This window comes from Caballeronia sp. J97 (genome assembly GCF_905220305.1).
Lineage (GTDB): Bacteria > Pseudomonadota > Gammaproteobacteria > Burkholderiales > Burkholderiaceae > Caballeronia.
The window spans coordinates 1-23,807 of the sequence record NZ_CAJMZL010000054.1; the positions used below are offsets into that span (position 1 = coordinate 1).

Consider the following 23,807-nt stretch of genomic DNA (forward strand, 5'->3'; position numbering starts at 1 on the left):
AAAGGCAGGCTGGAGCGAAGCGCGCATCAGGAAAGTGATGGGCGAGAACTGGATGCGCTTCTTCGGCGAAGTGTGGAACGTCTGATCCGGACGAATTGCGCGCGCTGTGCGAAGGTTGCTGAACCTCGGTGTTACAGTAACTTTTCGCCAGACGCGCCCCTTCTTTCGACATGACCGACCCGACGCCCGCGCTCGACTACGAGGACTTGTTCAGGCATCTGCCCGTGGCGGTCATCGTCGCGAGAGAACGGATCATGATGGACTGCAACACGCGAGCCCTGGAGCTCTTCAGGGCGACGCGCAGCGACATCGTCGATCAATCGTTTTCGAAGCTCTATCCCGAACGAAAGGACTTCGCCACCACCGGGCGCCGTCTCGCCCCTTTGCTCGCCAGGCACGCCGTCTTCAGCGACGACCGCATCATGCGGCGCATCGACGGAAGCCACTTCTGGGTCACGGTTTGCGGCTTCGGCTATAACCCGAAGCGGCCTTTCGAGCTCGCGATCTGGACGTTCACGGATATGTCGCAGAGCACTAAACAATCGGACAACGGCGGCATGCTGACCGAACGCGAACGCGACGTTGCGGCCCTGCTCGTTCATGGCATGACGAGCAAGGAGATCGGCAAGGAATTGAATATCAGCCCGCGCACGGTCGATATCCATCGGGCGAGCCTGCTGCGCAAGTACGGCGCAAGAGCCACACAGGAACTGATCGCGCGTCTGTTGGCCTGAACCTGTTTTCCCGCGTCTGTGCACGTGCGAAACGCAGTGCGGCATGGCCTACTCGAACGGCCATTTCTTGGCCCTTCTGGCTATGTCATCGCGCCGCTATCGTACGTGTCATGCAACGCGGAGAACACGCATGGACACCCCGGTCACCTTCCGGCATCTCGACACACCCGACGACTGGACGCGCGCCTTCGATGTCATGAAGGAGTTGCGCCCACATCTTATCGACGCAAACGCCTTCTGCACGCAAATGCGGCGTCAGCGCGAGGAAAGCTATCGCCTGCTCGCCGCATGCGATGGCGGCGGCGACGGCAACGGCGACGGCGACGACGCGATACTCGGCCTCGCTGGCTATCGCACGCAAACGAACACGTTGTATGGCCGCTTCGTCTATGTCGACGATCTCGTCGTCACGGCGCGTTTGCAGCGTGGCGGTATCGGCGCGCAATTGCTCGACCGGGTTCGCGAGATCGCGCGTCATTCACGCTGCGCGCATTTCGTGCTCGATACCGGCCTGCACATGGCGCTCGCGCAGCGCTTCTACTATCGCAACGGCCTGCTCGCGAAGGGCATGCATTTCGTCGAACCGCTCGGCGGCAACCGCACGGAGGCCGCGCGATGAAGGTGCTCTTCGTGAATGCAAGTCCGCACGGCGAAGCGAGTCATGGCTGCCGGCTCGCGCGGGAGATGATCGAGACGCTGCGCAAGGCCGCGCGCGTGGAAGTCGTCGAGCGCGATCTCACGGCAAAGCCGCTGCCGCCGCTTACGCGGGACTATGCGCGCGCGATCACGTCGCGCGATGCGGATGCGAGCCGCTTCGACGTCTCCGAGCAATTGATCCGCGAAATCGAAACGACGGATGTCCTCATCGTCAACACGCCGATGCATAACTTCACCGTGCCCGCCGCGCTGAAATTGTGGATCGACTATGTGCTGCGCATTCATCGCACCTTCGCGGCGACGCCCGAAGGCAAGATCGGCCTGATGCGCGACCGGCCCGCGTTCGTGATCGTCGGATCGGGCGGCTTTCATCGCGGCGAGCACGCGGGTCAGCAAGATTTCCTCACGCCGTATCTGCGTTATGCGCTCGGCTCCATCGGCCTGCAAAGCCTGCACTTTCTGCTGTTGCAAGGGCTCGTGCGCGGCGATGAAGCCGTCTCCGAAGCACTGCGATGCGCGCGTGACGAACTGGCGCGACATGCGCTCTTCGCCTCGGATGACGCCATCGCGCTCTAACCGTCGTAAGCCCGTCGAAGCATGCGCGCAAGACGCGCGGCTTCGGCGGCATCGGCGACATTGGCAAAGCCGACGACGATCCCGCGCAACGTATGCTTCGTGCGCCCGCTCAGATACCACGCCGATAGCGCGAGCACCGCGAGTCCCGCTTCACGCGCGCGCGAGGCGATCGCCATGTCGTCGACGAGCCCATCGCGCCGCTTCGGGAAGATCGCGACGAGATGCATGCCGCCGGTCGGCAGCTCGATGCTCACTCTGTCGCCGAACGCCTTCAGAAGCTCGTTTGCGAGCAGCACGCGCCGCTCGGCATACAGCGCGCGCATGCGCTTCAGATGCCGCGCGAAATGCCCTTGCGCGATGAAGTCCGCCACCGCCGCCTGATACAGATACGGCGAGCCGGCGTTCATGCTCTTCGTGAGTTGCCCGAAGCGCGCGACGGCCCGCTCCGGCGCCACGACATACGAGAGCCGCAGCCCCGGAAACAGCACCTTGCTGAAGGTGCCGCAGTAGATCACGCGATCGTCGCGATCGAGGCTCTTCAATGCGGGCAGCGGGCGGCCCACGTAGCGAAACTCGCTGTCGTAATCGTCCTCGACGATCCAGCTCCCCGCGCGGCTCGCCCAGTCGAGCAGCTTCATGCGCCGCGCGAGCGACAGCGTGACGCCGAGCGGACTCTGATGCGATGGCGTGACGAACGCGAGGCGCGCACCGGCGTCGAGCGCGATGCCGGCATCGACATCGAGACCTTCGTGATCGATCGGCACCGGCACGAGCCGCACGCCCGCTTCGACCAGAAAATTTCGCGCGAGCAGATAGCCCGGCTCTTCGAACCACGCGCGGTCCTCGGGTCTCGCGAGACTGCGCAGGATCAGTTCGAGCGTCGCGCGATAACCGTTCGTCACGAACACCTGCTCCGGCACGCACTCCACGCCGCGCGACAAGCCGAGATAAGTGGCGATGCGCTCGCGCAACGGGCGATAGCCGGATGGATCGGGATAGGTGAGCGTCGCGAGATCGCCGCTCCTCGCGCGATGCGCGACGAGCCGGCTCCAGACCTTGCGCGGAAACGCATCGAGCGCCGGCAAGCCAGGGCGCAGGGGCTTGGCATCGTGGCCGATGTCCGCGGCGGCTTCGACGCGTTCGGTACGCGGCGCGTCCGCCCGCTCGCGAGGCCGGCGCGCCGCGGACAACGTGACCGCGCCCGGCAGCGACGACGACACGAACGTGCCCGCCGCGCCGCGCATCTGCAGATAACCCTCATCGACGAGAATGTTATAGGCCATTTCGACCGTGCCGCGCGCAGTATTCAGTTGCGTCGCGAGTCCGCGCAACGCGGGCACGCGATCCCCCGGCTTCAGATGACCCGCCGCGATGGCGGCCTTGAAGCGCTCGCAAATCTGCAGATAGATCGGCGACGCTTCGCGTCTATCGATCGCTATAGTCAGCGTGTGTTCGGCGGTTGGCATGGCGCGGTTCATGGACTAGTTCAATCGACGATTCTTGTCCCTTTCTGCTAAGCCATGATTCTTACACAATGACCTTACTTTCACTTGATCCAGAGGTACATCATGAAGATCGTCGTCATTGGCGGTTCGGGTTTGATCGGCGCGAAAACGGTTGCGATTCTGCGTGCGAAGGGTCATGAGGCCGTCGCCGCGTCGCCGCGCAGCGGCGTGGATTCGGTGACCGGCGCGGGATTGAATGAAGCGCTTCGCGGCGCGCAAGTCGTCATCGACGTGGCGAACGCGCCTTCATGGGCGCCGGACGACGTGATGGCGTTCTTCCGCGCATCGACCACGAATCTCGTGAAGGCCGAAGCCGCGGCGGGCGTGCAGCATCATGTCGCGCTGTCGGTGGTCGGCACGGACCGCATGCCGGACAACGGCTATTTCCGCGCGAAGCTCGCACAGGAAACGCTGATCGCGCAATCGGGCGTGCCGTATTCCATCGTTCGCGCGACGCAGTTCATGGAGTTCCTCGGCGGCATTGCCGATGCGGGCATGCAGGACGGTAAAGTACATCTGTCGACGGGGCAGTTCCAGCCGATCGCGGCGGACGACGTCGCGGCCATCGTCGCCGATGTCGCGCTCGCCGCGCCGTTGAACGGCATCGTCGATATCGCGGGTCCGGAGCGCGCGCCGCTGCACCGGATCGTCGGTGAGTATCTGAAGGCGCAGGGCGATGCGCGCGAGATCGTCGTCGATCCGAAGGCGACATACTTCGGCGGCACCATCGAAGAAAACTCGCTCGTGCCGCTGGACGACGCGCGTCGCGGCAGCATCGCGCTCGACGACTGGATGAAGCGCGCGCGATCGTGACGCATGCGCGCCGGCCCGCCTCGCCAGCGGACACGTCCGCGACTTCGCTCAGAACACGTGCATCATCCCGACGTACGCGCCCGTCTGCGACTCGCCCGCCATCGGGCTCGTGCCGGGCTGCGCATCGCGCGGCGTCGCGAAGACCGAGAACGTGCCGTTCGCGCTGTTGCGCACGTAAGCCACGGTGCCGTACAGAAAGGTGCGCTTGCTGAAGTTGTAGGTCGTGCCGAGCGCATAGAGCATCGCGTGGCCCGCGGGATCGTGCGCGGCATCGCCTGCGCCTTCGCCCACATGAATATAAAAACCCGCTGCGGTGACGGCCCACGCGGGCGTCGCCTGATAGGTCGCGCCGAGCCAGTAATGATCGGCGCTGTCTGCCACGCCCACGGGCGAATCCGGTGCGGTGTAATGCGTGTACGCGGCCTGCACCTTCCACTTTTCGATCTTCAGATTGGCGCCGACGAAGAACTCGCGCGACGCCTGAAAGATATTGTCGAGCTTGCCGTTCTGACTGCGCAGTTCGTCGTAGATGCCGCGCACGTCGAAAACGGGCGAATGGTAGGTCAGCATGATGCCTTCGGAGCGGCCGAATTCGCCTTGTGCGCCCGAATTGAACGCGCCCGGCTGATTGCCGAACGCGTACTGCCCTTGCACGTCGAAGCCATGAAACACAGGGCTGTGGTATTCGACGTTGTTGCTCGTCTGCTGCCAGTTGCGTCCGCGCACGAGCGACGCCGATGAAACCGCCTGCTGCACGAAGGGATCGAATTCCCACACGCCATCGCTGTCGATGAAGAGATTGCGGCCCGCCTGCAACTGGCCCCACGTCTTCGAGTTCAGCCCGACATAGGCGCGGCGCGACCACAAACGTCCGCCACCGGTGGTGCCGTTCATGATCTGGATGGCCGTTTCGAGGTCGAAGAGCGCGCTCAGGCCGCCGCCCAGGTCTTCGTTGCCCTTGAGGCCCCACATGCTGGTGCCCCAGTCCCCTCCTTCGGCGCTCCATCGCGACGAACTGCCGCCCGTGCCGTTAGCGATGTGATTCAGATACTCGATGCCGCCATCGAGACGACCGTACATCGTGACGCTGGTCTGCGCCCACGCGCCCGACGAGGCCAGAGCGAAACAGGCTGCCGCTTTCCAGAGACGAACTTTCATGGCCGACGGAACTCCATGCTGGCCCTGCCCGGTTGAGAAAAACGATTCGCTGCACGTTAGCACCATCCGGTGAACTCGGCAGGAATCGAGCGTCGAAATGGCTTAAGGGCGAGCACCGAGTGTCGGAGTAATTATTCGGATGCCTAATATTCAAACGACGTCGTACAACGTCGAGAATTCGATTTTGCTTTCAACGAGGCTCAACAATTGAACAAGAATCCTGCTCTTTCCGCGCTGGCCCGTGCCGGCGTCGCCTGGCTCGCCGCCGCCTCGCTCGCGTTGACGCTCAACGCCTGCGGCGGCACGGATGCGTCGTCGCCACCCGTGCAGAATTCCGCGGCGTCCACGTCCAGCGGAGATTCCGTTCCCGCCGCATCGGGCACGTCAGCCGCGTCCGCCGCGTCAGCCACATCGGCCACGCCCGACACTCCGGACGCATCGAGTACGCCTGCTACCGCCGCCACACCCACCACGCCGACAACACCCACCACATCCATTACACCGACCACGCCCGCGACCGCGGACCAGCCCGCATCCGACACTACGCCCGCGGGCTTTCAGGTCGGGACCACCACCTACGACCCCGCGCTGCCGCCCGAGCCTACGTTGCCCCTCGCGCCGCTGATCTGCGCGACGCTGCCCGCTACGCTCACCGCGCAAGCCAACGGTCTTCTGCCCGATAGTGCCGACGCCACCGATACCGCGCCCGATTCCGCGCGCATCCAGTCCGCGCTCGACGCCTGCAAGAACCCGTCGAGCACCGGCCTTTCGACGAACAAGGCGGTGCGGCTCGTGCCGGGCACGAACGGCGCGAACGCGTTCATCGCCGGCGCGCTGAATTTGCCGAGCGGGGTCACGCTGTGGATCGACAAGGGCGTCACGCTCTTCGCATCGCGCGATCCGCGTCAGTACGACAAGGTCAGAGGCACCGCGAGTTGCGGCATGATCACCCCGAGCGACAACGGCTGTCTCGCGCTCATCAACGCGAGCAAGATCGCGAACGGCGCAGTCATGGGCGACGGCGTCATCGACGGGCGCGGTGGCAGCCCGCTCATCAGCAGCGTGCCGAACGATCCGAACCTGATGACGCGCCCGGACGGCAGCGCCGCCATGAGCTGGTGGGATATCGGCTGGATGGCGAACAAGGTGCAGAATCAGGCGCAGAACAATCCGCGCCTCATTCAGATCAGCAACGGGCGCAACTTCACGCTGTATCGCGTGACGCTGCAGAACGCGCCCAAGTTTCACGTCGTGCCGAGCGGCATCGACGGCTTCACGGCATGGGGCGTCAAGATCTATACGCCGACCGCCGCGTATGAAGCGATGAAGAACTATCTCGGCATGCCCTACAGCCCCGACACGGCGAAGAACACCGACGGCATCGACCCCGCGAGTTCCGGTCCGATCACGAGCAATGCCGGCAACCCGGGCAAGCTCGCGGGCGATGCGAGCAACATACTGATCGCGTACACGCATATCCGCACCGGCGACGACAACATCGCGATCAAGGGCGGCACGGGCACGGTCAACGGCCGCACCTACAACATCACCGTCGCGCATAGCCGCTTCTATACGGGCCACGGCATGTCGATCGGCAGCGAAATGGCCGGCACGGACAACGGCGCGACGAACCCCGACGTCACGTCGGTGAACGGCATTCTGCCGAGCGTGAGCAACGTCAACGTCTACGATCTCGCGATCGATGGCGCCGACAACGGCGTGCGCATCAAGTCGGACTGGAGCCGCAGCGGTCTCGTCTCCGATATCCGCTATTCGAACGTGTGCATCCGCATGCCGCAGACATCGACGGACGGCGCGCCGCAAGCGCTGATTTTCTCGCCGTACTACAGCCCGACGAAGAACGGCGGCCTCTATCCGAACTTCCAGAACATCGTGCTCGATGGCGTGCGCATCGTGAATGCGTCGAGCTTCACGTTCCAGGGCTTCAATTCGGCGAGCCCGGTTCTGCAAGGCTCGGGCTGGTCGGGCGGCACCATCGGCTGGCCGAGTCCGCCGGTCGTCAATCCGCTGGCGATCTCGCTGAACAACGTGGTCGCCGATGTCGCGCCGTCGAGCTTCTCGGTCGCCGATGCGCGCATCACGATCGGCGATGGCGGCACGACGCTGCCGTTCGTGGCGGGCGGCAACGTCAGCGTCACGCGCGCCGCGGCGAATGCGGCGGGCGTCGCGCCGGTCGATTGCAGCCAGGCGTTCGGGGCCTTCCCGGGCCAGTGAAACGCGAAACGATCGGATGAAAGCGCTTCGAATGCTTCCTTCGGGGCCCTTTAAGCGCTTCCCGTAAAGAAAGCGTTACCGCTGCCGATAACCTGAAGCATGGGTGGCCGGACGAGCGTCCGTAGCCTCTCCGAAAACCAAGAAGCGTGTCCCGCGAAGCGCACCGCGCGGGCCGACAACATCCGACAGAGAAAGAAATGGTCTTCAGCTACAGGGACATGATGGTCACGCCGGCAGCGGTCCGGCAGGGCAATGTGTTTGCCGCGACGGCGCGAATCCAGGATTTGAACGGGATGGAGCGTTCCGTGCGGCTGCCGGGCGAGTTCCCCAACGTGGAAGAAGCGATCCGCTTCGCGATTGCGGCGGGCTTCGAATATATCGACTGCGAGCAGCGCTGCTGAACTTGCGCGCGGCGCGCGCCGCCGCGCATTCGATCGGGCAAGACACCAACGCCGCGACATTCGTTCGCGGCGTTTCTTTTTTCGTGCGTGCGAATCGAACGCACTCAGCGCGATGCTTCAATACGCTCCGCGCGGCATCGTCAGGCCAGCTTGATCGAGGTCGGATCGGCGGTCAGATAACCCACCGCCGCGCCGTACCGATCCTTGTAGTTCGCGCGGATCAGCGGATCGAGCGTTGCCTGAACCTTCGAATGCAGCGGCGTTTCCCAGTCGCCCGCGTGCTGGAAGTTGCTCATCACGTAGGTCCAGCCGTTGATCTCGTCGACCGCGTGCAGGCCCGTCGATTCGGCCCCTGAAGGCACCGACAGGACGCGCGACAGCGACTTCGTATCGACGTTGTACGCCCACAGGAAGTTGTTGACGTGCCGCCCGCTGTCCTCGCCGATGAAAAGCGTGCGCAGCTTCTCGGAGAACTTGAGATTGTCCGGATTCGCGATGCGCTCCGGGTTCCCGATGTTGCCGAGCGCATCGGCCGAAATATCCTCGCCGACGAGCGCGGCGGGCGCGGCCATGTCGACGGGCACCCATTCGCTGTCGATCGCCGCGCCGGTCAGATCGCGCTGGCCGCCCTTCAGGTTGAACGCATAGACGGCGCCCGAATTGATGGTCTTGTCGACCGCGAAGTCCGACGCGTGCGCATCGCCCTTGACCATCGACTTGACGATCTGCGACATCGCCGAATAGACGATCTTGTCCTTCGCGTTGACCGTGGTGCCTTCGAGCTTCGTGAAGCACATGCTCGCGCCGCGCAAGGCAGCGTAGCGGTGCGTCTCCAGGAACGCGGCCGCCTTCTCCATGCCGGGCTTGATGCGAACCCAGTTGAATGCGCCGTTGTAGTTGATGCGCGTGTAGCTTGCGTCGAGCGTCGGGCCGACTGTCGCGTCGCTGACGACGTCCATGATGTCGGCGAGCGTCAGCGTGTCGGCGAGCTTCTCGATTTCGTCGCTCGTTGCATGGCCCAGGCTCATCCACGTGAGATTCGCCGAGCCCGCGCCCGCCGACGACGTCTGCGCGCACTTCGCGACGTAGAGCGTGCCCGCCGAGAGATCCGCTTCCTTGTCCGCGACGAACATGAAGACGCCGCCGTTGGTCGCGTCGTCGCCCATCATCACGGTGCGCTTGTCGGGCATCACCTGAATCAGCTCGTGCGAAATGCGGCCGAGGCAATAGTGCTTTTTGATCGTGCCGGTGCCGTCCGGGTTCACAGTGACTTCGGGCACGTGGCCGTAGTGATACGGGCGGGCCCTGGTCTCATCGCCGTAGAGGTTCTTGCTGTACGCGAGGAACTGCGCGTCCTTCGCGCCGAGCGCCGCATCCGGCTCGTACTCTTCGCTCGACAGATGCGTGTTCCACGGAGAAAGGCTCGCGCCGCACGTGATCCACAGTCCGTTCGCCTTCGAGGTATCGACATTCGCGTAGCTCACGAGCGAGAGCTTGCCGGTGGCCGGGTCCTGATCGAGCGTGAGCACGGCGATCGGCGACGGCAGGCGGCCGTACATGCTGGCGGCATTCTGGTCGCGCGTCGTGTATTCGAACTGCACGACCGCGAACACGGCGTTGCCCTTCACGCCCTTGACGGTCGGCTTGTCGAGCTCGATCAGCGAGGTGCCGTCCGGGCAGTCCGAGAAGAACTGGCGCTCCTTGCCCGCCACCGACTTGTCGATGATCGGCTGATTGTCGATATCGAAGTAACCGCCCGCGACGATCGTGCCGCCGGCCGTGTTCGTCACGACATCGCCCGTCACGAAGAATGGCTGATACGCGAGCTTGTACGCGCGGTTGCTGCCGTCGCTGTAGTTCACGGTCATCGTCGAGGCGACGGTGGTCCTGGCCATCGCGCCGGGATCGGCGAGTGTCGGCGCGGCCATGCTGCTGAACGCGGCCGTGGTGAAAGCAGCCGTCGACGCCGGCGCGGAAGCGGGCGTTGCCGCGTTGCTTTCGCTGCCGCCGCACGCGGTGGCGAGAAACGAAGCTGCTGCCGCGCCGCCGAGCGGCAACATCGGTGCGCCGGCGAGAATCCTGAGGGCCTTGCGACGGGAGAGGTCGAGTGGCTGCGCCATGTGTGGTTTCGAGTCCTTGATCGTGGGTTGTACCGGCGATGAAATCCCCTGCGTCCGGGCCATTGCGGCCCGACGTGCCGGTTGACGCGCTACTGTAGGAAATAATTGTGAAATTAATTTGACAGGTCGATGTAATTACTTCGTTCCTGACCTGAAAGCGGGGATCGTGATTTGAGGCGTGTAGTGTTTCGCCAGGATTGCGCGCCCGTTGCCGACGCATATCGAAGATAACGGAGCCGGCAGTTCAACTAGTCATCCTAAGCATGTTCACGGCTGCGCGGCGCGGCGAGCCGGTCGCGCAGCCTGGTCGTTCCTGGCGCTTACATCCGGTCTGCGTCGATCACCGCATCGGCGAATGCCTTGGGCGCTTCCTGCGGCAGATTGTGTCCGATGCCGCCCTCGATGTTCCGATGCTGATACTTGCCGGTGAACTTCTTCGCATACGCCGCGGGATCGGGATGCGGGGCACCGTTGGCATCGCCTTCCATCGTGATGGTGGGCACGCCGATCGCCGGCGCGCTCGCGAGGCGCTTTTCGAGCGCGTCGTATTGCGCCTCGCCCTGCACGAGACCGAGGCGCCAGCGATAGTTGTGAATCACCACCGCGACGTGATCCGGATTCTCGAACGATTTCGCCGAGCGATCGTATGTCGCGTCATCGAAACTCCATTTCGGCGACGCGAGTTGCCAGATCAGCTTGTTGAAATCGTGACGGTTCGCCTCGTAGCCCGCCTGGCCGCGATCGGTCGCGAAGTAGAACTGATACCACCACGCGAACTCGGCCTTCGGCGGCAGCGGCGCGCGATTCGCCTGCTGGCTGCCGATCAGGTAGCCGCTCACGGAGACCATCGCCTTCACGCGCTCGGGCCACAGTGCCGCGATGATGTTCGCGGTGCGCGCGCCCCAGTCGAATGCGCCGAGCGTGGCCTTCTGAATCTTCAGCGCGTCCATCAGCGCGACGATATCCACCGCGACCACCGCCTGTTGTCCGTTGCGCGGCGTGCCGGCGGACAGAAAGCGCGTGGAGCCGTAGCCGCGCAGATACGGCACGATCACGCGATAGCCTTGCGCGGCGAGCATCGGCGCGACGTCCGCGAACGCGTGGATGTCGTACGGCCAGCCGTGCAGCAGGATCACCACGGGACCGTTCGCCGGCCCCGCTTCGGCATAGCCGATACTGAGCGCGCCCGCGTCGATCTGGCGAATCTCCGCGAACCCGGTGGCCGATGAGGCACGCGGGGCGGTTTGCGCGCGAACGAGGTCGCTCAACCCGAGCTGCATTGCGCCGACACTCGCGACGGCCGTGCCGAGAAAACGTCGGCGCCACGCATTGATCTGTTCATCCGGCATGTTGCGATTCTCCTTTTCGATGTATTCGTTGAAATCGGCAATCCGCGCTCACGCGGCCGATGCGCGCAGCTCGGCAAGCGTCGGCCCGAGCGGGCGCACGCGCATGCGCGCATCGAGATTGCGCCACGGCAGATCGGCCGGATCGGCGGCCATCGGCCCCGGCGCTTTCGCGACGAGAATGCGCTCCGCGATCGGCTCGAAATCGGCGCGAAAATGCACCGAGCTCTTGTTCACCAGGATCTTCATGCGTTCCGGCTCGATGCCCGCGACGCGAAAGAGATTGCGGTCGAACACCTGCATCTTGATGCTGCTCACCGCGATCCGCACCCCGCCGATGCGCAGGCACGCTGTCGCGCCCAGTTCGCCGGACATGCCGTTGAGCATCGGGCCGTCGAAGCGAAAGCGGCCATCCGACAGATACTCGACTTCGAACTCGCCTTCAAGGGGCGAATCGCCCGGCACGTTCGAGCCGCCGCCGAGCGCGAGCCTGATGCGCGCGCCGACGCCCGCGCGATGCGCCGCCCGCGCCGCCGGCTCGTCCCAGATCACGCCCACGGCCGCATCGCGCGCGCGATTGCGCAAGAGCGCGCGGACCATGCCCATCGTGTTCGAATCGCCGCCGACGCCGGGGTTGTCCTGCGTATCCGCGATGATCACGGGCTTCGTCGCGTCGCGGCTCGCGTCGATCGCTTCGCGCGCGGCTTCATCGGGCGAAAGGAACGGCACGTCCCAGCGCGCTTCGTCGTTCACGAGCGTCGAGAAAAGCGCGTCGACGGCTTCGTCGGCCGCTTTCTGATCGAGCGCGTAGCCCCAGAACACCGGGCCGCACTCGTCGAAGTCCGATGCCGGAAAGCCCGGCGCGAACGACAGCGACACCAAGTCTTTTTCCAGCGCTTCGAGCATGCCGTACATGCCGCGCGCCGGCTCGACGAGCGTGCACATGCCGTTCACCGGAATGAGGAAAGGGATACGGCGCATCGCGCGCTCAAAGGGCTTGCCGTGCGCGATGCGTTGCGCCAGCAGATGCGCCGCGCGCAAGCCGGTATCGGCCATGTCGACATGCGGATACGTGCGATACGCGACGAGCGCATCCGCCAGCGCGACCATGCGCGCCGTCACGTTCGCATGCAGATCGAGCGACACGACGAGCGGCATCGCCGCGCCCACGATATTGCGCACGCGCGCCAGCAGCTCGCCCTCGCCATCGTCGAGATGCTCGGTGACCATCGCGCCGTGCAGGTCGAGATAGATCGCGTCGAAACCGCCTTTGCGCACCCGATCGACGATCGCGCCCGCGATGCGCTCGTACGCGTCTTCGGTCACATGCGCCGATGCGCTCGCGCCCGCCCAGATCACGGGGATCAGTTCGTGCCCCTGCGCCTCGGCCCAGCGGATGAAACCGCCGATCGGCACGTTCACGTCGCGCAACGCGAGCACGTCGTCGCCGTGCGCCATCGGCGGAAAGCCCTCGCCCTGGATGAAGCTCCGGTAGCTCGCCTTCGTCGGCGCGAAGGTGTTCGTTTCGTGCTGGAATCCCGCGATGAGAATCTTCATGATCGTCGTCCTTTCGAGTATCGATTGATGTTCAGGCCGTGCGTGCCTTCGCTACGGCAACCGGGCGCCGGTTCGCGAGAATCAGCACGCATGAGAGCGCAGCCATGCACGCCATCACGAGCAGGCCGCCATGCGTGCTGCCCGTCGCGGTCTTGACCCAGCCGATCACCGCCGGGCCCCAGAATCCGCCCGACAGGCCGATCGTGTTGATGAGCGCGATGCCGCCCGCCGCGGCCGGGCCGGAAAGCGTTTCCGACGGAATCGCCCAGAAGACCGTGTAGGCCATCCACATGCAGGCCGTGGCGAGCGTGAGCAGCGCGATCGTCGCGACGAGATGGCCCGATGCATACGGCGTCATCGCGAGCAGCGCGGCGGCGGCGAGCGCGGGCAGCGCGCTGTGATAGCGGCGCTCGCCGACCTTGTCGGAGCGGCGGGCCGCGGTGTACATCGCGACAGCCGCGGCGACATACGGAATCGCGGCATACCAGCCGAGGCGGATCGTGTCGTGCACGGAGCCGCTGAGGCCCTGCTCCTTGATGAGCGTCGGCAGCCAGAAGCTGATCGCGTAGATCGGAAAGATGATGCAGAAGTACGCGGCCGCCAGCAGATAGATACGCGGATTCTTCGCGATCTCCCTGAACGATTCGATGCGATGCGACGCGCCGCCGTGATGACCGACTTCCGCTTCGACGAGACGCCGCTCATCGTCCGTGAGCCAGCGCGCATCGGCCGGACGATTGGCGAGCACGCGCCAGACGAGCGCGCCGAGCGCGATGCAGGGCAACCCTTCGACGAGGAACATCCACTGCCATCCGGCCAGTCCGCCGACGCCCGCCAGCGACGCGATCAGCCACGCCGACAGCGGCCCGCCGACGACGCCGCCGAGCGGCCCCGCGACGAACACCAGCGCGATCGCGCGCGCCATGCGCTTCGGCCCGTACCAGCACGAGAGGTAATAGATCATGCCCGGCGCGAAGCCCGCCTCGAAGACGCCGAGCAGAAAGCGCATCGCGTAGAAGGCGGGCACGTTGCGCACGAACAGCATGCAGGCCGACGTGATGCCCCACAGCACGAGAATGCGGCTGAACGTGAGACGCGCGCCGATCTTCGGCAGCATCAGGTTGCTCGGAATTTCGAACAGCACGTAGCCGATGAAGAAGATCCCGGCGCCGACGCCGTAGGCCGCATCGGAGAAACCGAGATCGCTTTGCATCTGAAGTTTCGCGAAGCCCACGTTCACGCGATCGAGATACGCGAACATGTAGCACGCGATGAAGAGCGGCAGGAGCCGCCAGTTGATTCTGCTGTAGAGCGCCGAAACGGCATCGCCGCCTCGCAGGGTCTGAATCGTCGACATCCGCGTCTCCTTGTTTCGTCTCCCCTCATCGGGTAAGGCGATGTTGAGCGCGCCCGACTGTGCTGGCAAGAGCAACTAAGTTCACGTATCGTTGCCCTGTGAGCAACACTTCCATTTTCGATACGGACGACGCCATGCGCGAAATCAACCAGCAACGTCTGCGCTATTTCCACGAAGTGCTGACGCACGGCACGATTCGCGGCGCGGCGGATCATCTGAACACGTCGCCGTCGGTGATCGCGCGGCAGATCAAGTTGCTCGAAAACGAACTCGACACGACGCTCTTCGAGCGCGAGGCACGCGGCGTGCGGCCGACCGAGGCGGCGTTTCATCTGCTCGAGTTCTGGCGTGGGTATCGTTCGCAGCAGGAAAAGCTCGAAGACCAGTTGCACGCGTTAAAGGGATTGCAGCAAGGGCAGATTCGGCTCGCGGTGAGCGAAGGCTATGTCGATACGCTCGTCGACGACGTGCTCGCGCCGTTCTGCGCGCGCTATCCGCGCCTCGACATCGACCTGCAGATGCTCGCCGTCGACGACTTGCTGGAAGAAGTCGCGCAGAGCCGCGCGCATATCGGGCTCGCGTACAACCCGCCGCCGCACGAGCGCATCGAGATTCGCGCGAGCTCGCCGCAGCCGGTGGTGCTGCTCGCGCGGCGCGATCATCCGCTGGCGATGCGCGGCGGCGTCGCGCGGATTCGCGATCTGCTCGACTATCCGCTCGCGCTGATGCCGCCCACGTTCGGCATCGGCCATGTCGTGAAGATGCTGGAAACCACCGACGATCTCGCCATCCGGCCGACGCTCACGACGAACTCGCTCGGCGCGCTGAAGCGCTTCGTCGCGGCGGAGAATTTCATGACGCTGATCGGCGAGTTCGCCGCGTATCGAGAACTGGCGAGCGGAGAATTGACGACGATTCCGGTCGCGCATCCGCTGTTCGAAAGCGCGCAGGCGAAGCTGCTCGTGAAGACGGGGCGTCCGCTCGCGGCGGGGCCGCAGGAACTGCTCGACTGGATTCTGAGCCGCATGCCGATGTTCGTGCGGCCGTCCGCTGCGCCCGCCAAACGAGCGCGCCCGCGGGGACAACGGCGAAACGCGCCGCCCGCGAAGCCGCGATGATCCATGCCTGCGCGCTTCGGCACGGCGCCATGCCGAAGCGCGCGCTGACCGGCTACTGGCCGCCGCCCTCGAGCTTCGCCTTCTCCGCCGCGATCTGATCCGCGATCTTCGCCGCGAGATCGTCGAGCGACGAGATCGCTTCGGTCTTGTTGATCACGAAGCGCGCCGCCGCGCCGTAGGGCTTCGGCGCGGCGGCCGATTTCTGCCCCTTCAGTTCGCTGCTCGTGTCGATCTGCGAGAGCGGCGCGTCCGGGCTCGCGGCGAGATTGGCGAGCTGCACTGTGACATGCGTGTTGGGCGGCTTGTCCGACGAGCCCATCGACGGTAACGCGGCACCGAATCCCGTCGTCAGCGTTTCGTCGAACTCGCCGCTCACGAGCCAGCCCGATGTCGGCGGCGGCGCGTCCGCCGTCACATGACACGCGACGATGCCCTTCGCGTTCAGCGCCCCGACGATGCCTTCCGCCAGCGCCGATGCGTTCTGATCCACCTTCATCGCGTTGCGCGCCGAACGCAGCCGCGAGCCGAGAAAATGCGACGAGCCGCCTTCCCGGCTCACCGGCGTGAAGTCGCGCACCTGAACCCGCTTGCCGGCGTTCGCGTCGCTCGCGCCGGTGGGCGAGCAAGTCGTCGCGGACTGAGCCAGCGCCAGCGTGCTCGCCGCGAAGCCGAGCGCAACCAGCGAAACGCGTAAGCATGACGTCTTCATCGCTTGTCTCCGTAAAGTACGATCGCCTTCATACGCCGCCCATGCGCGCGAGCGCCTCGCGCATTGCGCCGATCGACACGCGCACGATGCCGTCGAGCGGCGTGTCCATTTCGAGAATCAGGAACACCGCGCCGGCCGCGCACAGCGCGCACGCCAGAAACGCGACGACGACGCTGCCGTTGCGCGGCGCAAGCACGCCGAACGTGCCGAAGATGATCGCGAGCCAGAACACGAGCACGAACATCAGCGCCTTGGGCAGCGAGCCGCCGCGTTGCAGCAGCGCGAGCGAGCGCGACGCGAATACTTCGTCGGCGATGGCGAGCGCGCGCGTACGCAGCGCGCGCTGGTGATCGTCGGCCGGCGTGAGCATCGCGACACTGTGCTGAAATTCCTCCATGCGCAGGATGATGCCGGGGCTGTCGAGGCCCGCGGCGCGCGTCGTGCTTCTCGAAACGAGCAGATCGATCCATTCGCCGTAATCGCGCCTGAGCGTGGCGCGCAGCGCTTGCGCCTCGGGACCGTATTGGGCGAGCGTGCTGTCGAGGCGGATCATGTTCGCCGCGTTATGGACGAGGTCGTTGTTGATCGCATCGAAGGAGCTTTTCGCCGATGAAATCAGCAGCCCCAGCACGAGCGCGGCGATGGTCGCGACGAGCCCGATCGCGAGCCGGATCGCCTTCGCCGAATCCTTGCTCAGATGATGCGAGGGCAGGAGCCGCGCGAGCCAGAGGCCGGCCAGCGAGCTCGCGAACACGAGCAGGAACACGCCCAGCGCGAAGATCAGGTGGCTCATTGCGTCCCTCCTCCGTTCCGGTCCGCATCGCGAATGTCGCGATGATAACGCTGGGCGGCCCGGGCGCGCGGGAACGTTGATCATCCGCGCGTTACTGCGTGGCCGCCTCCCGCGCCTGAGCCTGCGCCATCAGGCTTGCAAGCGCAACCGGGCGGCTCAGCAAAAAGCCCTGCACCTTGTCGCAGCGCGCGTCGCGCAGCGTGTCGAGCTGCTCCTGCGTTTCGACACCTTCCGCGACCACCGTCACGCCGAGCTTGTGCGCGAGATCGATCACGCCTTCGACCACCGTGCGCACCATCACGTCGGTCGCGATATTGTCGACGAAAGACTTGTCGAGCTTGAGCACGTCGGGCCGGAAGCGCGCGAGATAGCTGAGGCTCGAATAGCCCGTGCCGAAATCGTCGATGGCGATGCGCACGCCCATCGCGCGCACGTTCGACAGCACGACCTGCGCGTCGTCGACGTTCTCGATCAGCGCCGATTCGGTGATCTCCAGCGTGATGCGGCTCGAATCGATGCAGCCGCGCCTGATCGCGTGCCTGAGCACGGACACGAGGCGCGGGTCGCGGAATTGTTTCGGCGACACGTTGAGCGCGACCGAGCAGGCCTGCGGCAGCGCGAGCGCGAGTTGCGACGCCGCCAGCACGGCTTCGCGAATGACCCAATGCCCCGCTTCGACGATCAGCGCGCTCTCTTCCAGCACCGGCACGAATGCGCCGGGCGCGAGCAGCCCGAGCTGCGGATGATCCCAGCGCAGCAGCGCCTCGACGCCGACGAGCTCACCCGAATCGACGCGATATTGCGGCTGAAAATGCAGCACGAACTGATTCTCGCGAATCGCGCCGTGCAGTTCCGCTTCGAGATGCGCGCGCGCGAGATCGTCCTTCTCGCGATCGCCGAACACGCGGAACGTGTTGCGGCCCGCGCGCTTCGCGGCATACATCGCCATGTCGGCGCTGATGAAGAGCGCTTCGGGCGTGCGTCCGTGTTCGGGATAGAGCGCGACGCCGATCGAGCACGTCATCGTCAGACTCTTGCAGTCGATCTGGATCGGACGATGACAGGCGAGCGAGAGCTTGCGGCACGCGCGCGCGATGCTTTCCTGTTCGAAAGCGCCGGGCAGGATCACGGTGAACTCGTCGCCGCCCGGCCGCGCGGCCACGGCGCCTTCGGGCAGCGCTTCCTGGATGCGCCGCGCGATCGTGCGCAACACGGCATCGCCGGCGATATGGCCCGCCGTGTCGTTGATCGACTTGAAGCGGTCGATGTCGATGAAGAGATACGCGAACGGCGCGAGCGCCTCGCAGCGCTTCACGAGCGCGTCCATCATCGCGTTGCGGTTGGCGAGACTGGTGAGGCTGTCGGTGTTGGCGAGCCGATGCAGCTCTTGCAGACGCTGGCGCTCGTCGGTCGCATCGACGCACACGCTCACGACGCGCGACACCGCGCCATCCTCGAGCACCGGGTAGATGTCCGCGCGCACCCAGCGCGTGCGGTCGTGCGGCAGGCACAGACGGAAGTAGCTCTGCGTGGCGGCGCCGGTGTTCACGGCAGTTCGCATCTCGTCGCGCAGCGCGGGCAGATCTTCGGAATGCACGCGCTGCGACCACGCGGTCTGATCGGCTTCGAGCGCGGAGATCGGCATTTCCCACATGCGCTCGAATGCGGAGCTCACGTGCAGCAGTTCGCGGAAATCGTTCGTCGCGGTCCAGAAGACGGCGTCGACGTGATCTTCCATGTCCTTTTGCACGCGCGCATTGCCACGCAGTTCGTCGATGAGATTCACTTCCGCCGTGATGTCGCGCGACTTGCACAGCACGGCGGTGATCTTGCCGTGCTCGCCATGAACGGGCGCGAATGTCGACGTCCACCATTTCAGGTTGCCGTGCATCGTGCGGCAGGCGCCGGAAAACGATGTCGATTCGCCCGCTTTCGCGCGCTCGAACGCCCGCCGTGCATCGGGTCCGTCCCAGAGCGCGAGCCAGTCCATGCCGACGAGATCGTCGACGCAATCCGCTTCGATGAGCCGCCCGCCAACTTCGGAGATGCACATGATGCGGCCTTCGAGCGAAAGCAGCTTCAGGCAGTCTTCGGCGATGGCCAGCAGGCCGTGCGCGACCTGCCGCGCGACGAAGGCCTTGCGGTTCGCTTCCTGCACGCGATGCATGACGAGCGTCGCGCCGAAGACGAGCGCGGCGAGCAGCGCGTTCCACGGCAGCGGTATCAGGAAGGTTCCGCACGCGACGACGAGCACGCCGAGCGGGGCGAGACCGAGCCCATCGAAACGGCGTGCGTATTCGATGTACGGCAAGTTCCTGGCGACGCTCTCGCCAATGGTCCCGAGAAAATCGTTGGCGCCTCTCTGCACCGTTCTGGCCCTGTTCTGGTAATGGGTTTGATCGGTGTTTTATCGGCGGGCGGGGGGAAGTCTTTAGAAAGGGACGGTGTGGTAAAGATTGCGGAATCCGGGCGCGCCTACGCCGCCCCCTTCAACGCCCCCGCGATCTCCTTCGCCAGCGCTTCCGCCCGATAAGGCTTGCTCAACAACGTCACGTTCGGGCGCAGCACGCCATCGCGCGAAATAATGTCGCGCGTATAGCCCGATACGTAGATCACCGGCACCGGCCGGCGCTGCGAGAACGCCCATTCCGCCAGGTCCGCGCACTTCACCTTCCCCGGCATCACGACGTCCGTCAGGATCAGATCGACCTCCACGCCGCTTTCGAGCACGCTCATCGCGGCATCGCCGTTCGCGGCGCGCAGCACCGTGTAGTGCATCGCTTCGAGAATCGCGACCGTCGACATCAGCACCGCGGGATCGTCGTCGACGACGAGCACCGTCGCGCCGCCCGAATGCGCCGTCATCGCGTCGGCCCTCGACGGCGCGGTTTCATCGTCGAAGCTGCGCGGGAAGAACATCTCGACCGTCGTGCCCACATCGACCGAGCTCGACACCGCGATATGCCCGCCCGACTGCTTGACGAAGCCGAACACCATCGAGAGGCCGAGCCCCGTGCCGTGGCCTTCGGGCTTGGTCGTGAAGAACGGCTCGAACGCATGCTCGAGCACTTCGGGCGCCATGCCCTCGCCGGTATCCGATGCGGATAGCTTCACATACTCGCCCGGATGCAGATCCTTGCCTTCGCACGCCGCCGCATCGAGCACTTCGTTCGAGCATGCAAGCGTGAGCTTGCCGTCGCCGCGCATTGCATCGCGCGAGTTGATCGCGAGATTGAGCAGCGCGTTTTCGAGCTGATTGCGGTCGGCGCAGAAGTTCCATGCCTGCCCGGCAAGCAGCGCGTTGATCGATACCGATGGCCCCACCGCATGCTGCAAGAGCTCGCGCATTTCGTCGAACAGACGACGCGGATTGATCACGACCGGCGACTGCGGCTGCCGCCGCGCGAACGACAGCAGTTGCGATGCGAGCTTCGCGCCGCGCTGCACGGCTTCCAGCGCCGCCTGCACGCGCTCGGGCACGCGGCTGTCGGTCGGCGGAAGATACTGCAGCAGTTGCAGGTTGCCGCTGATCGCCTGCAGCGTGTTGTTGAAGTCGTGCGCAACGCCGCCCGTCATCGCGCCGAGCGCTTCCATCTTCAAGCTCTGACGCAATTGCGCTTCCACCGCAATGCGCGCGGACACGGCCTCGGAGATCTTGTCTTCGAGACCGCGTGTCAGTTCGCGCAGGCTTTCTTCGGCGATCTTGCGATCGTGAATGTCGATGATGACGCCCGGAAAGCGCGTCGGCACGCCGGCTTCATCGTAATCGCAGCGGCCGGTGGCGAGAATCCATGTCCATTCCGACTCGCCCGAGCGAATGCGGTATTCCGCGCGAAACAGCTCGTTGTGCTGCACCGTCCGTGCAATCAGTCCCCTGACGCGTTCGAGATCGCCAGGATGAATCTTCGCGAAGGCCGCCTCGATCGGCATGCCGGTCGCCACTTCGTCGAACGAAAACAAAAAGGTCCGTGCGAAGCGCTCATCGCCCTTCACGCGATTCTCCTGAATCTCCCAGACGAACGTGCCGAGCACCGCACCCGAATTGAGCGCGAGTTGCAGCCGCTCGTTGGCTTCGCGGAAGGCCCGTTCCGCTTCGGCGCGCGTGCGTTCGAGCAACACGCGCGCGCTCGTGTCGACGACGATCGCGAGCACGCCGACGGGCACGCCTGCATTCGACGCGACCGGGCTGTAATGCAGATCGAGCCATACTTGCGCCTCGCGCCCGTCGCGCGGCAGCGTGAAGCTGATGTCGTGATACGAAAGCGATTCGCCGCGCAGGCCCGTATCGACGACGTTGCGATTGAACGCGGCGGCTTCGGGCCATGCGTCTTCGATCGGCATGCCGAGAATGCGCGGATGACGCCCGCCGGAGAAGCTCGCATACGCGTCGTTATAGAGCAGCGTGCCTTCCTTGCCCCATAGCAGCGCCATCGGCAATGCGTTGCGCAGCATGATCTGCACGACGGAGCGCAACACTTGCGGCCATGCGCCGATCGGGCCGAGCGGCGTCGCGCTCCAGTCGAAATCGCGAATGGCGCGCGCCGTTTCGCCGATCCATGAATCGAACTGACGATGATCGGTGATAGTCGAGGTCAAAACCGGCCCTTGCTTGTCTGAAGAATCGCGATCCCATTGCGAATTCGACAGCATAAAGGCTAATCGCCATCGCTCTAAGCTGTTTTGGCCGAAGCGTCGCGCGAATGCATCGCATGCCGGCAAGCGGCCCGCCTGCCGTGCGCCCGCGATACGCAAGGGGCAGACGAAAGCCGGACATTCACGCGCGTCTGGGTTTGCGCACGGCCCGCACCGTGCCCGTACGTCCGCCGCCGCAGAAAAAGCGGTCATGTCCGTCCGATTCGAGCCCCGACACGCCGACGCCTTCGGGCATCTCGAGCCGCTCGATGACCTCGCCCGATTGCGGATCGACATGCCGCAACTCGCTCTCGTCGCCTTCCCATGTCGCGTGCCATAGCTCGCCGTCGATCCACGTCACGCCCGTGACGAAGCGATTCGACTCGATGGTGCGCAGGATCGCACCGTTATCCGGATCGACCTGATGAATCTTGCGCTCGTTGTATTGCCCGACCCAGAGCGTGCCCTCGGCCCAGGCGAGACCCGAATCCGCGCCGCCGCCGGGCGCGGGAATCGTCGACAGCACGCGGCCCGTCTTCGGATCGATCTTCTGGATGCGGTCTTCGGCGATCTGGAACAGATGCTCGCCGTCGAAGGCGGTGCCCGCATGCGCCGCGACGTTCAGCGAGCGCGCTTTCTCGCCGCTCTCGGGATCGAAGGCGTTGAGCGTGTCGCCGGCGGCGAACCACACATGCTCGCCGTCATACGTGACGCCGTGCACGCCGTCGATATCCGGAAAAGGTCCGTATTCGCGGATGATTTCCGCCTTTGCGCGTTTCATCGCCGTGCTCCTGTTGGTTTCGTGACCTCATGCTAATCGCTCGCGAGCTCAACGGGGAGTAACAAGGTCGTCGTGAATCCGGGCATCGGCGGCGTGGTCCAGCGGCGCGCGCGGCCGCGTCCGAACGATTGCACCTTGCCGCTCGCGGCGAGCGCATCGAGCGAGCGCTGCACCGTGCGCTGGCTCGCGCCGAGCGCGATCGCGAGCGCGGAGCTCGACCACGATTCGCCATCGGCGAGAAACGCGAGCAGCGGCGCGTATTCGTCTTCGACGGGCAGCGCGAGCACGGCGACATCGCGCGCATGAAGCGGCTTCAGCGCGAAGCCGCGCGGCGTCGCTTCGATGTCGGCGTGCGCGCGCAGCATCGTGCGCAGCCTGCCCATCTCGACGCGCAGCCGCGCGCGGTGCGTCTCGTCCGCTGCGCGGATGCGAAACGCGCGCAGAATCAGCGCATCGCGCGGCACGTCGCCGGGCCACGCCTGCGCAAGCATGCGCGCGAGCGTGAAGAGCACGGGGCGCGTCGCGAGCGACATCGATGTGCCGCTCTCGCGCACGCACAGACGGCACGCATCGACGACGAATGCCTTCGATGCAAACAACGCTTCGACTTCGTCGAGCCGAAGCAGCCGCTCATCCTCTTGCGAGACGAGACGCGCCGCCGGCGCGTTCAGGATGCGCCATGCGCTGTCGACTTCGGCGGCGAGCGCGGGAATCGCGGCCTGCCGCGCGGCCAGCGTCGCGCGTTCGAGCGCGGCGCGCGCCGCTTTCGTCTGCAGACGACGCATCGCGATGCCCGCGTCGATGAGTTCATGCGCCGCTCGCGACGCGGCCGGAAGCGCCGCATGATCCAGCCCGTCGAGCATGCGCTCGGCATCGTCGATCCGTCCGATGAGAAGCGCGCGGCGCACTTCCAGATAGCGCGCGTGCGCCGCGTTCACATGATCGCCGTGCGCTTCGAGAAGCGCGCGCGCATGATCGAGCGCCTTCGCGGGCCAGCCGAGATCGCGCGATGCGAGCGCGATTTCCGCTTCCGCGACGATGCAGCGCGAGCGCGCCAGCGCCTCCTTCGCGCCGAACGCGCGCGCCGCGCTCTTCACGAGCGCGCGCGCCCGCACGAAGTCGCCGAGTTGCGCCATCGCGATACCGCGTAACGCGAGCGCGCTCGCGTCGTCGCGCAGCGCGATGCGATTCAGCGCGCCGAGCGGATCACCCGCCGCGAGCGCGCGCGCCGCCGCCGTGATCAACGAGTCCATGCTAATCCCGACACACTTGTCACTCCTTTGCCGTGAATGCCCGCGACTAATCTAACACCGTA

General features: G+C 65.3%; 19 protein-coding genes. 7 read left to right on the plus strand and 12 right to left on the minus strand.

Features of this window, described 5'->3' with window-relative positions; all coding sequences use genetic code 11:
- The first annotated feature begins 170 nt into the window (after positions 1-170).
- The 3 genes from U4Y90_RS34840 (at position 171) to U4Y90_RS34850 (ending at position 1,967) form a co-directional block, all read left to right on the plus strand.
- Positions 171-734 carry a PAS and helix-turn-helix domain-containing protein gene (locus tag U4Y90_RS34840; protein WP_321801567.1) on the plus strand — a complete coding sequence of 188 codons (564 nt, stop codon included), beginning with the start codon at positions 171-173 and terminating at the stop codon, positions 732-734.
- 130 nt (positions 735-864) lie between these two features.
- On the plus strand, positions 865-1,353 hold the full coding sequence (locus tag U4Y90_RS34845) for a GNAT family N-acetyltransferase (RefSeq protein ID WP_321801569.1): 489 nt from the start codon (positions 865-867) through the stop codon (positions 1,351-1,353).
- Complete coding sequence (locus U4Y90_RS34850) at positions 1,350-1,967, plus strand: FMN-dependent NADH-azoreductase (RefSeq protein WP_321801571.1); 618 nt, start codon at positions 1,350-1,352, stop codon at positions 1,965-1,967. Before U4Y90_RS34845 ends, U4Y90_RS34850 begins: the two co-directional genes overlap by 4 nt.
- Here the strand turns inward: U4Y90_RS34850 and U4Y90_RS34855 are convergent.
- Positions 1,964-3,433 (minus strand): PLP-dependent aminotransferase family protein, encoded by a 1,470-nt coding sequence (locus tag U4Y90_RS34855; protein WP_321801572.1) that lies wholly within the window; start codon positions 3,431-3,433, stop codon positions 1,964-1,966. The two genes, U4Y90_RS34850 and U4Y90_RS34855, sit on opposite strands and share 4 nt — an antisense overlap.
- A 102-nt stretch (positions 3,434-3,535) precedes the next feature.
- Here U4Y90_RS34855 and U4Y90_RS34860 point away from each other — a divergent pair, with 102 nt between their 5' ends.
- Complete coding sequence (locus U4Y90_RS34860; RefSeq protein ID WP_321801574.1) at positions 3,536-4,285, plus strand: SDR family oxidoreductase; 750 nt, start codon at positions 3,536-3,538, stop codon at positions 4,283-4,285.
- A gap of 48 nt (positions 4,286-4,333) precedes the next feature.
- Here the strand turns inward: U4Y90_RS34860 and U4Y90_RS34865 are convergent, their stop codons facing one another.
- On the minus strand, positions 4,334-5,443 hold the full coding sequence (locus U4Y90_RS34865; RefSeq protein WP_321801576.1) for a porin: 1,110 nt from the start codon (positions 5,441-5,443) through the stop codon (positions 4,334-4,336).
- Positions 5,444-5,650: 207 nt separating this feature from the next.
- Here U4Y90_RS34865 and U4Y90_RS34870 point away from each other — a divergent pair, with 207 nt between their 5' ends.
- Positions 5,651-7,678: a glycoside hydrolase family 28 protein gene (locus tag U4Y90_RS34870; protein ID WP_321801578.1), complete on the plus strand. Its 2,028-nt coding sequence runs from the start codon at positions 5,651-5,653 to the stop codon at positions 7,676-7,678.
- 197 nt (positions 7,679-7,875) lie between these two features.
- The gene (locus tag U4Y90_RS34875; protein WP_106855058.1) at positions 7,876-8,079 is read left to right on the plus strand and encodes a hypothetical protein; all 204 of its coding nucleotides are present in this window, start codon (positions 7,876-7,878) and stop codon (positions 8,077-8,079) included.
- A 140-nt stretch (positions 8,080-8,219) separates the two neighbouring features.
- Here U4Y90_RS34875 and U4Y90_RS34880 read toward each other — a convergent pair whose 3' ends face one another.
- The 4 genes from U4Y90_RS34880 to U4Y90_RS34895 all read right to left on the minus strand — a co-directional run bounded on the left by U4Y90_RS34880 (position 8,220) and on the right by U4Y90_RS34895 (position 14,459).
- On the minus strand, positions 8,220-10,199 hold the full coding sequence (locus tag U4Y90_RS34880; RefSeq protein ID WP_321801580.1) for a PhoX family protein: 1,980 nt from the start codon (positions 10,197-10,199) through the stop codon (positions 8,220-8,222).
- A gap of 320 nt (positions 10,200-10,519) precedes the next feature.
- Positions 10,520-11,548 carry an alpha/beta hydrolase gene (locus U4Y90_RS34885; protein ID WP_321801582.1) on the minus strand — a complete coding sequence of 343 codons (1,029 nt, stop codon included), beginning with the start codon at positions 11,546-11,548 and terminating at the stop codon, positions 10,520-10,522.
- A gap of 48 nt (positions 11,549-11,596) precedes the next feature.
- A complete protein-coding gene (locus U4Y90_RS34890) occupies positions 11,597-13,102 on the minus strand; it encodes a M81 family metallopeptidase (protein WP_321801584.1) in 1,506 nt (501 codons plus the stop codon).
- A 31-nt stretch (positions 13,103-13,133) separates the two neighbouring features.
- Positions 13,134-14,459, minus strand: a complete 1,326-nt coding sequence (locus U4Y90_RS34895) for an MFS transporter (RefSeq protein ID WP_321801585.1) — start codon at positions 14,457-14,459, stop codon at positions 13,134-13,136.
- Between the two features lie 134 nt (positions 14,460-14,593).
- On the opposite strand from U4Y90_RS34895, the gene U4Y90_RS34900 reads away from it, so the two are divergent.
- Entirely contained in the window at positions 14,594-15,577 is a 984-nt protein-coding gene (locus U4Y90_RS34900; protein WP_321801587.1) for a LysR family transcriptional regulator, read from the plus strand.
- Between the two features lie 52 nt (positions 15,578-15,629).
- Here U4Y90_RS34900 and U4Y90_RS34905 read toward each other — a convergent pair whose 3' ends face one another.
- The 6 genes from U4Y90_RS34905 to U4Y90_RS34930 all read right to left on the minus strand — a co-directional run bounded on the left by U4Y90_RS34905 (position 15,630) and on the right by U4Y90_RS34930 (position 23,745).
- Positions 15,630-16,286, minus strand: a complete 657-nt coding sequence (locus U4Y90_RS34905; RefSeq protein WP_321801589.1) for a hypothetical protein — start codon at positions 16,284-16,286, stop codon at positions 15,630-15,632.
- A 28-nt stretch (positions 16,287-16,314) separates the two neighbouring features.
- The gene (locus tag U4Y90_RS34910; protein WP_321801590.1) at positions 16,315-17,079 is read right to left on the minus strand and encodes a hypothetical protein; all 765 of its coding nucleotides are present in this window, start codon (positions 17,077-17,079) and stop codon (positions 16,315-16,317) included.
- A gap of 91 nt (positions 17,080-17,170) precedes the next feature.
- Positions 17,171-19,390 (minus strand): putative bifunctional diguanylate cyclase/phosphodiesterase, encoded by a 2,220-nt coding sequence (locus tag U4Y90_RS34915; protein WP_321801591.1) that lies wholly within the window; start codon positions 19,388-19,390, stop codon positions 17,171-17,173.
- 164 nt (positions 19,391-19,554) lie between these two features.
- On the minus strand, positions 19,555-21,675 hold the full coding sequence (locus U4Y90_RS34920) for an ATP-binding protein (RefSeq protein ID WP_321801593.1): 2,121 nt from the start codon (positions 21,673-21,675) through the stop codon (positions 19,555-19,557).
- 178 nt (positions 21,676-21,853) lie between these two features.
- On the minus strand, positions 21,854-22,492 hold the full coding sequence (locus tag U4Y90_RS34925) for a glutamine cyclotransferase (RefSeq protein WP_321801594.1): 639 nt from the start codon (positions 22,490-22,492) through the stop codon (positions 21,854-21,856).
- Positions 22,493-22,524: 32 nt separating this feature from the next.
- Complete coding sequence (locus tag U4Y90_RS34930; RefSeq protein WP_321801595.1) at positions 22,525-23,745, minus strand: helix-turn-helix domain-containing protein; 1,221 nt, start codon at positions 23,743-23,745, stop codon at positions 22,525-22,527.
- Between the last annotated feature and the right edge of the window lie 62 nt (positions 23,746-23,807).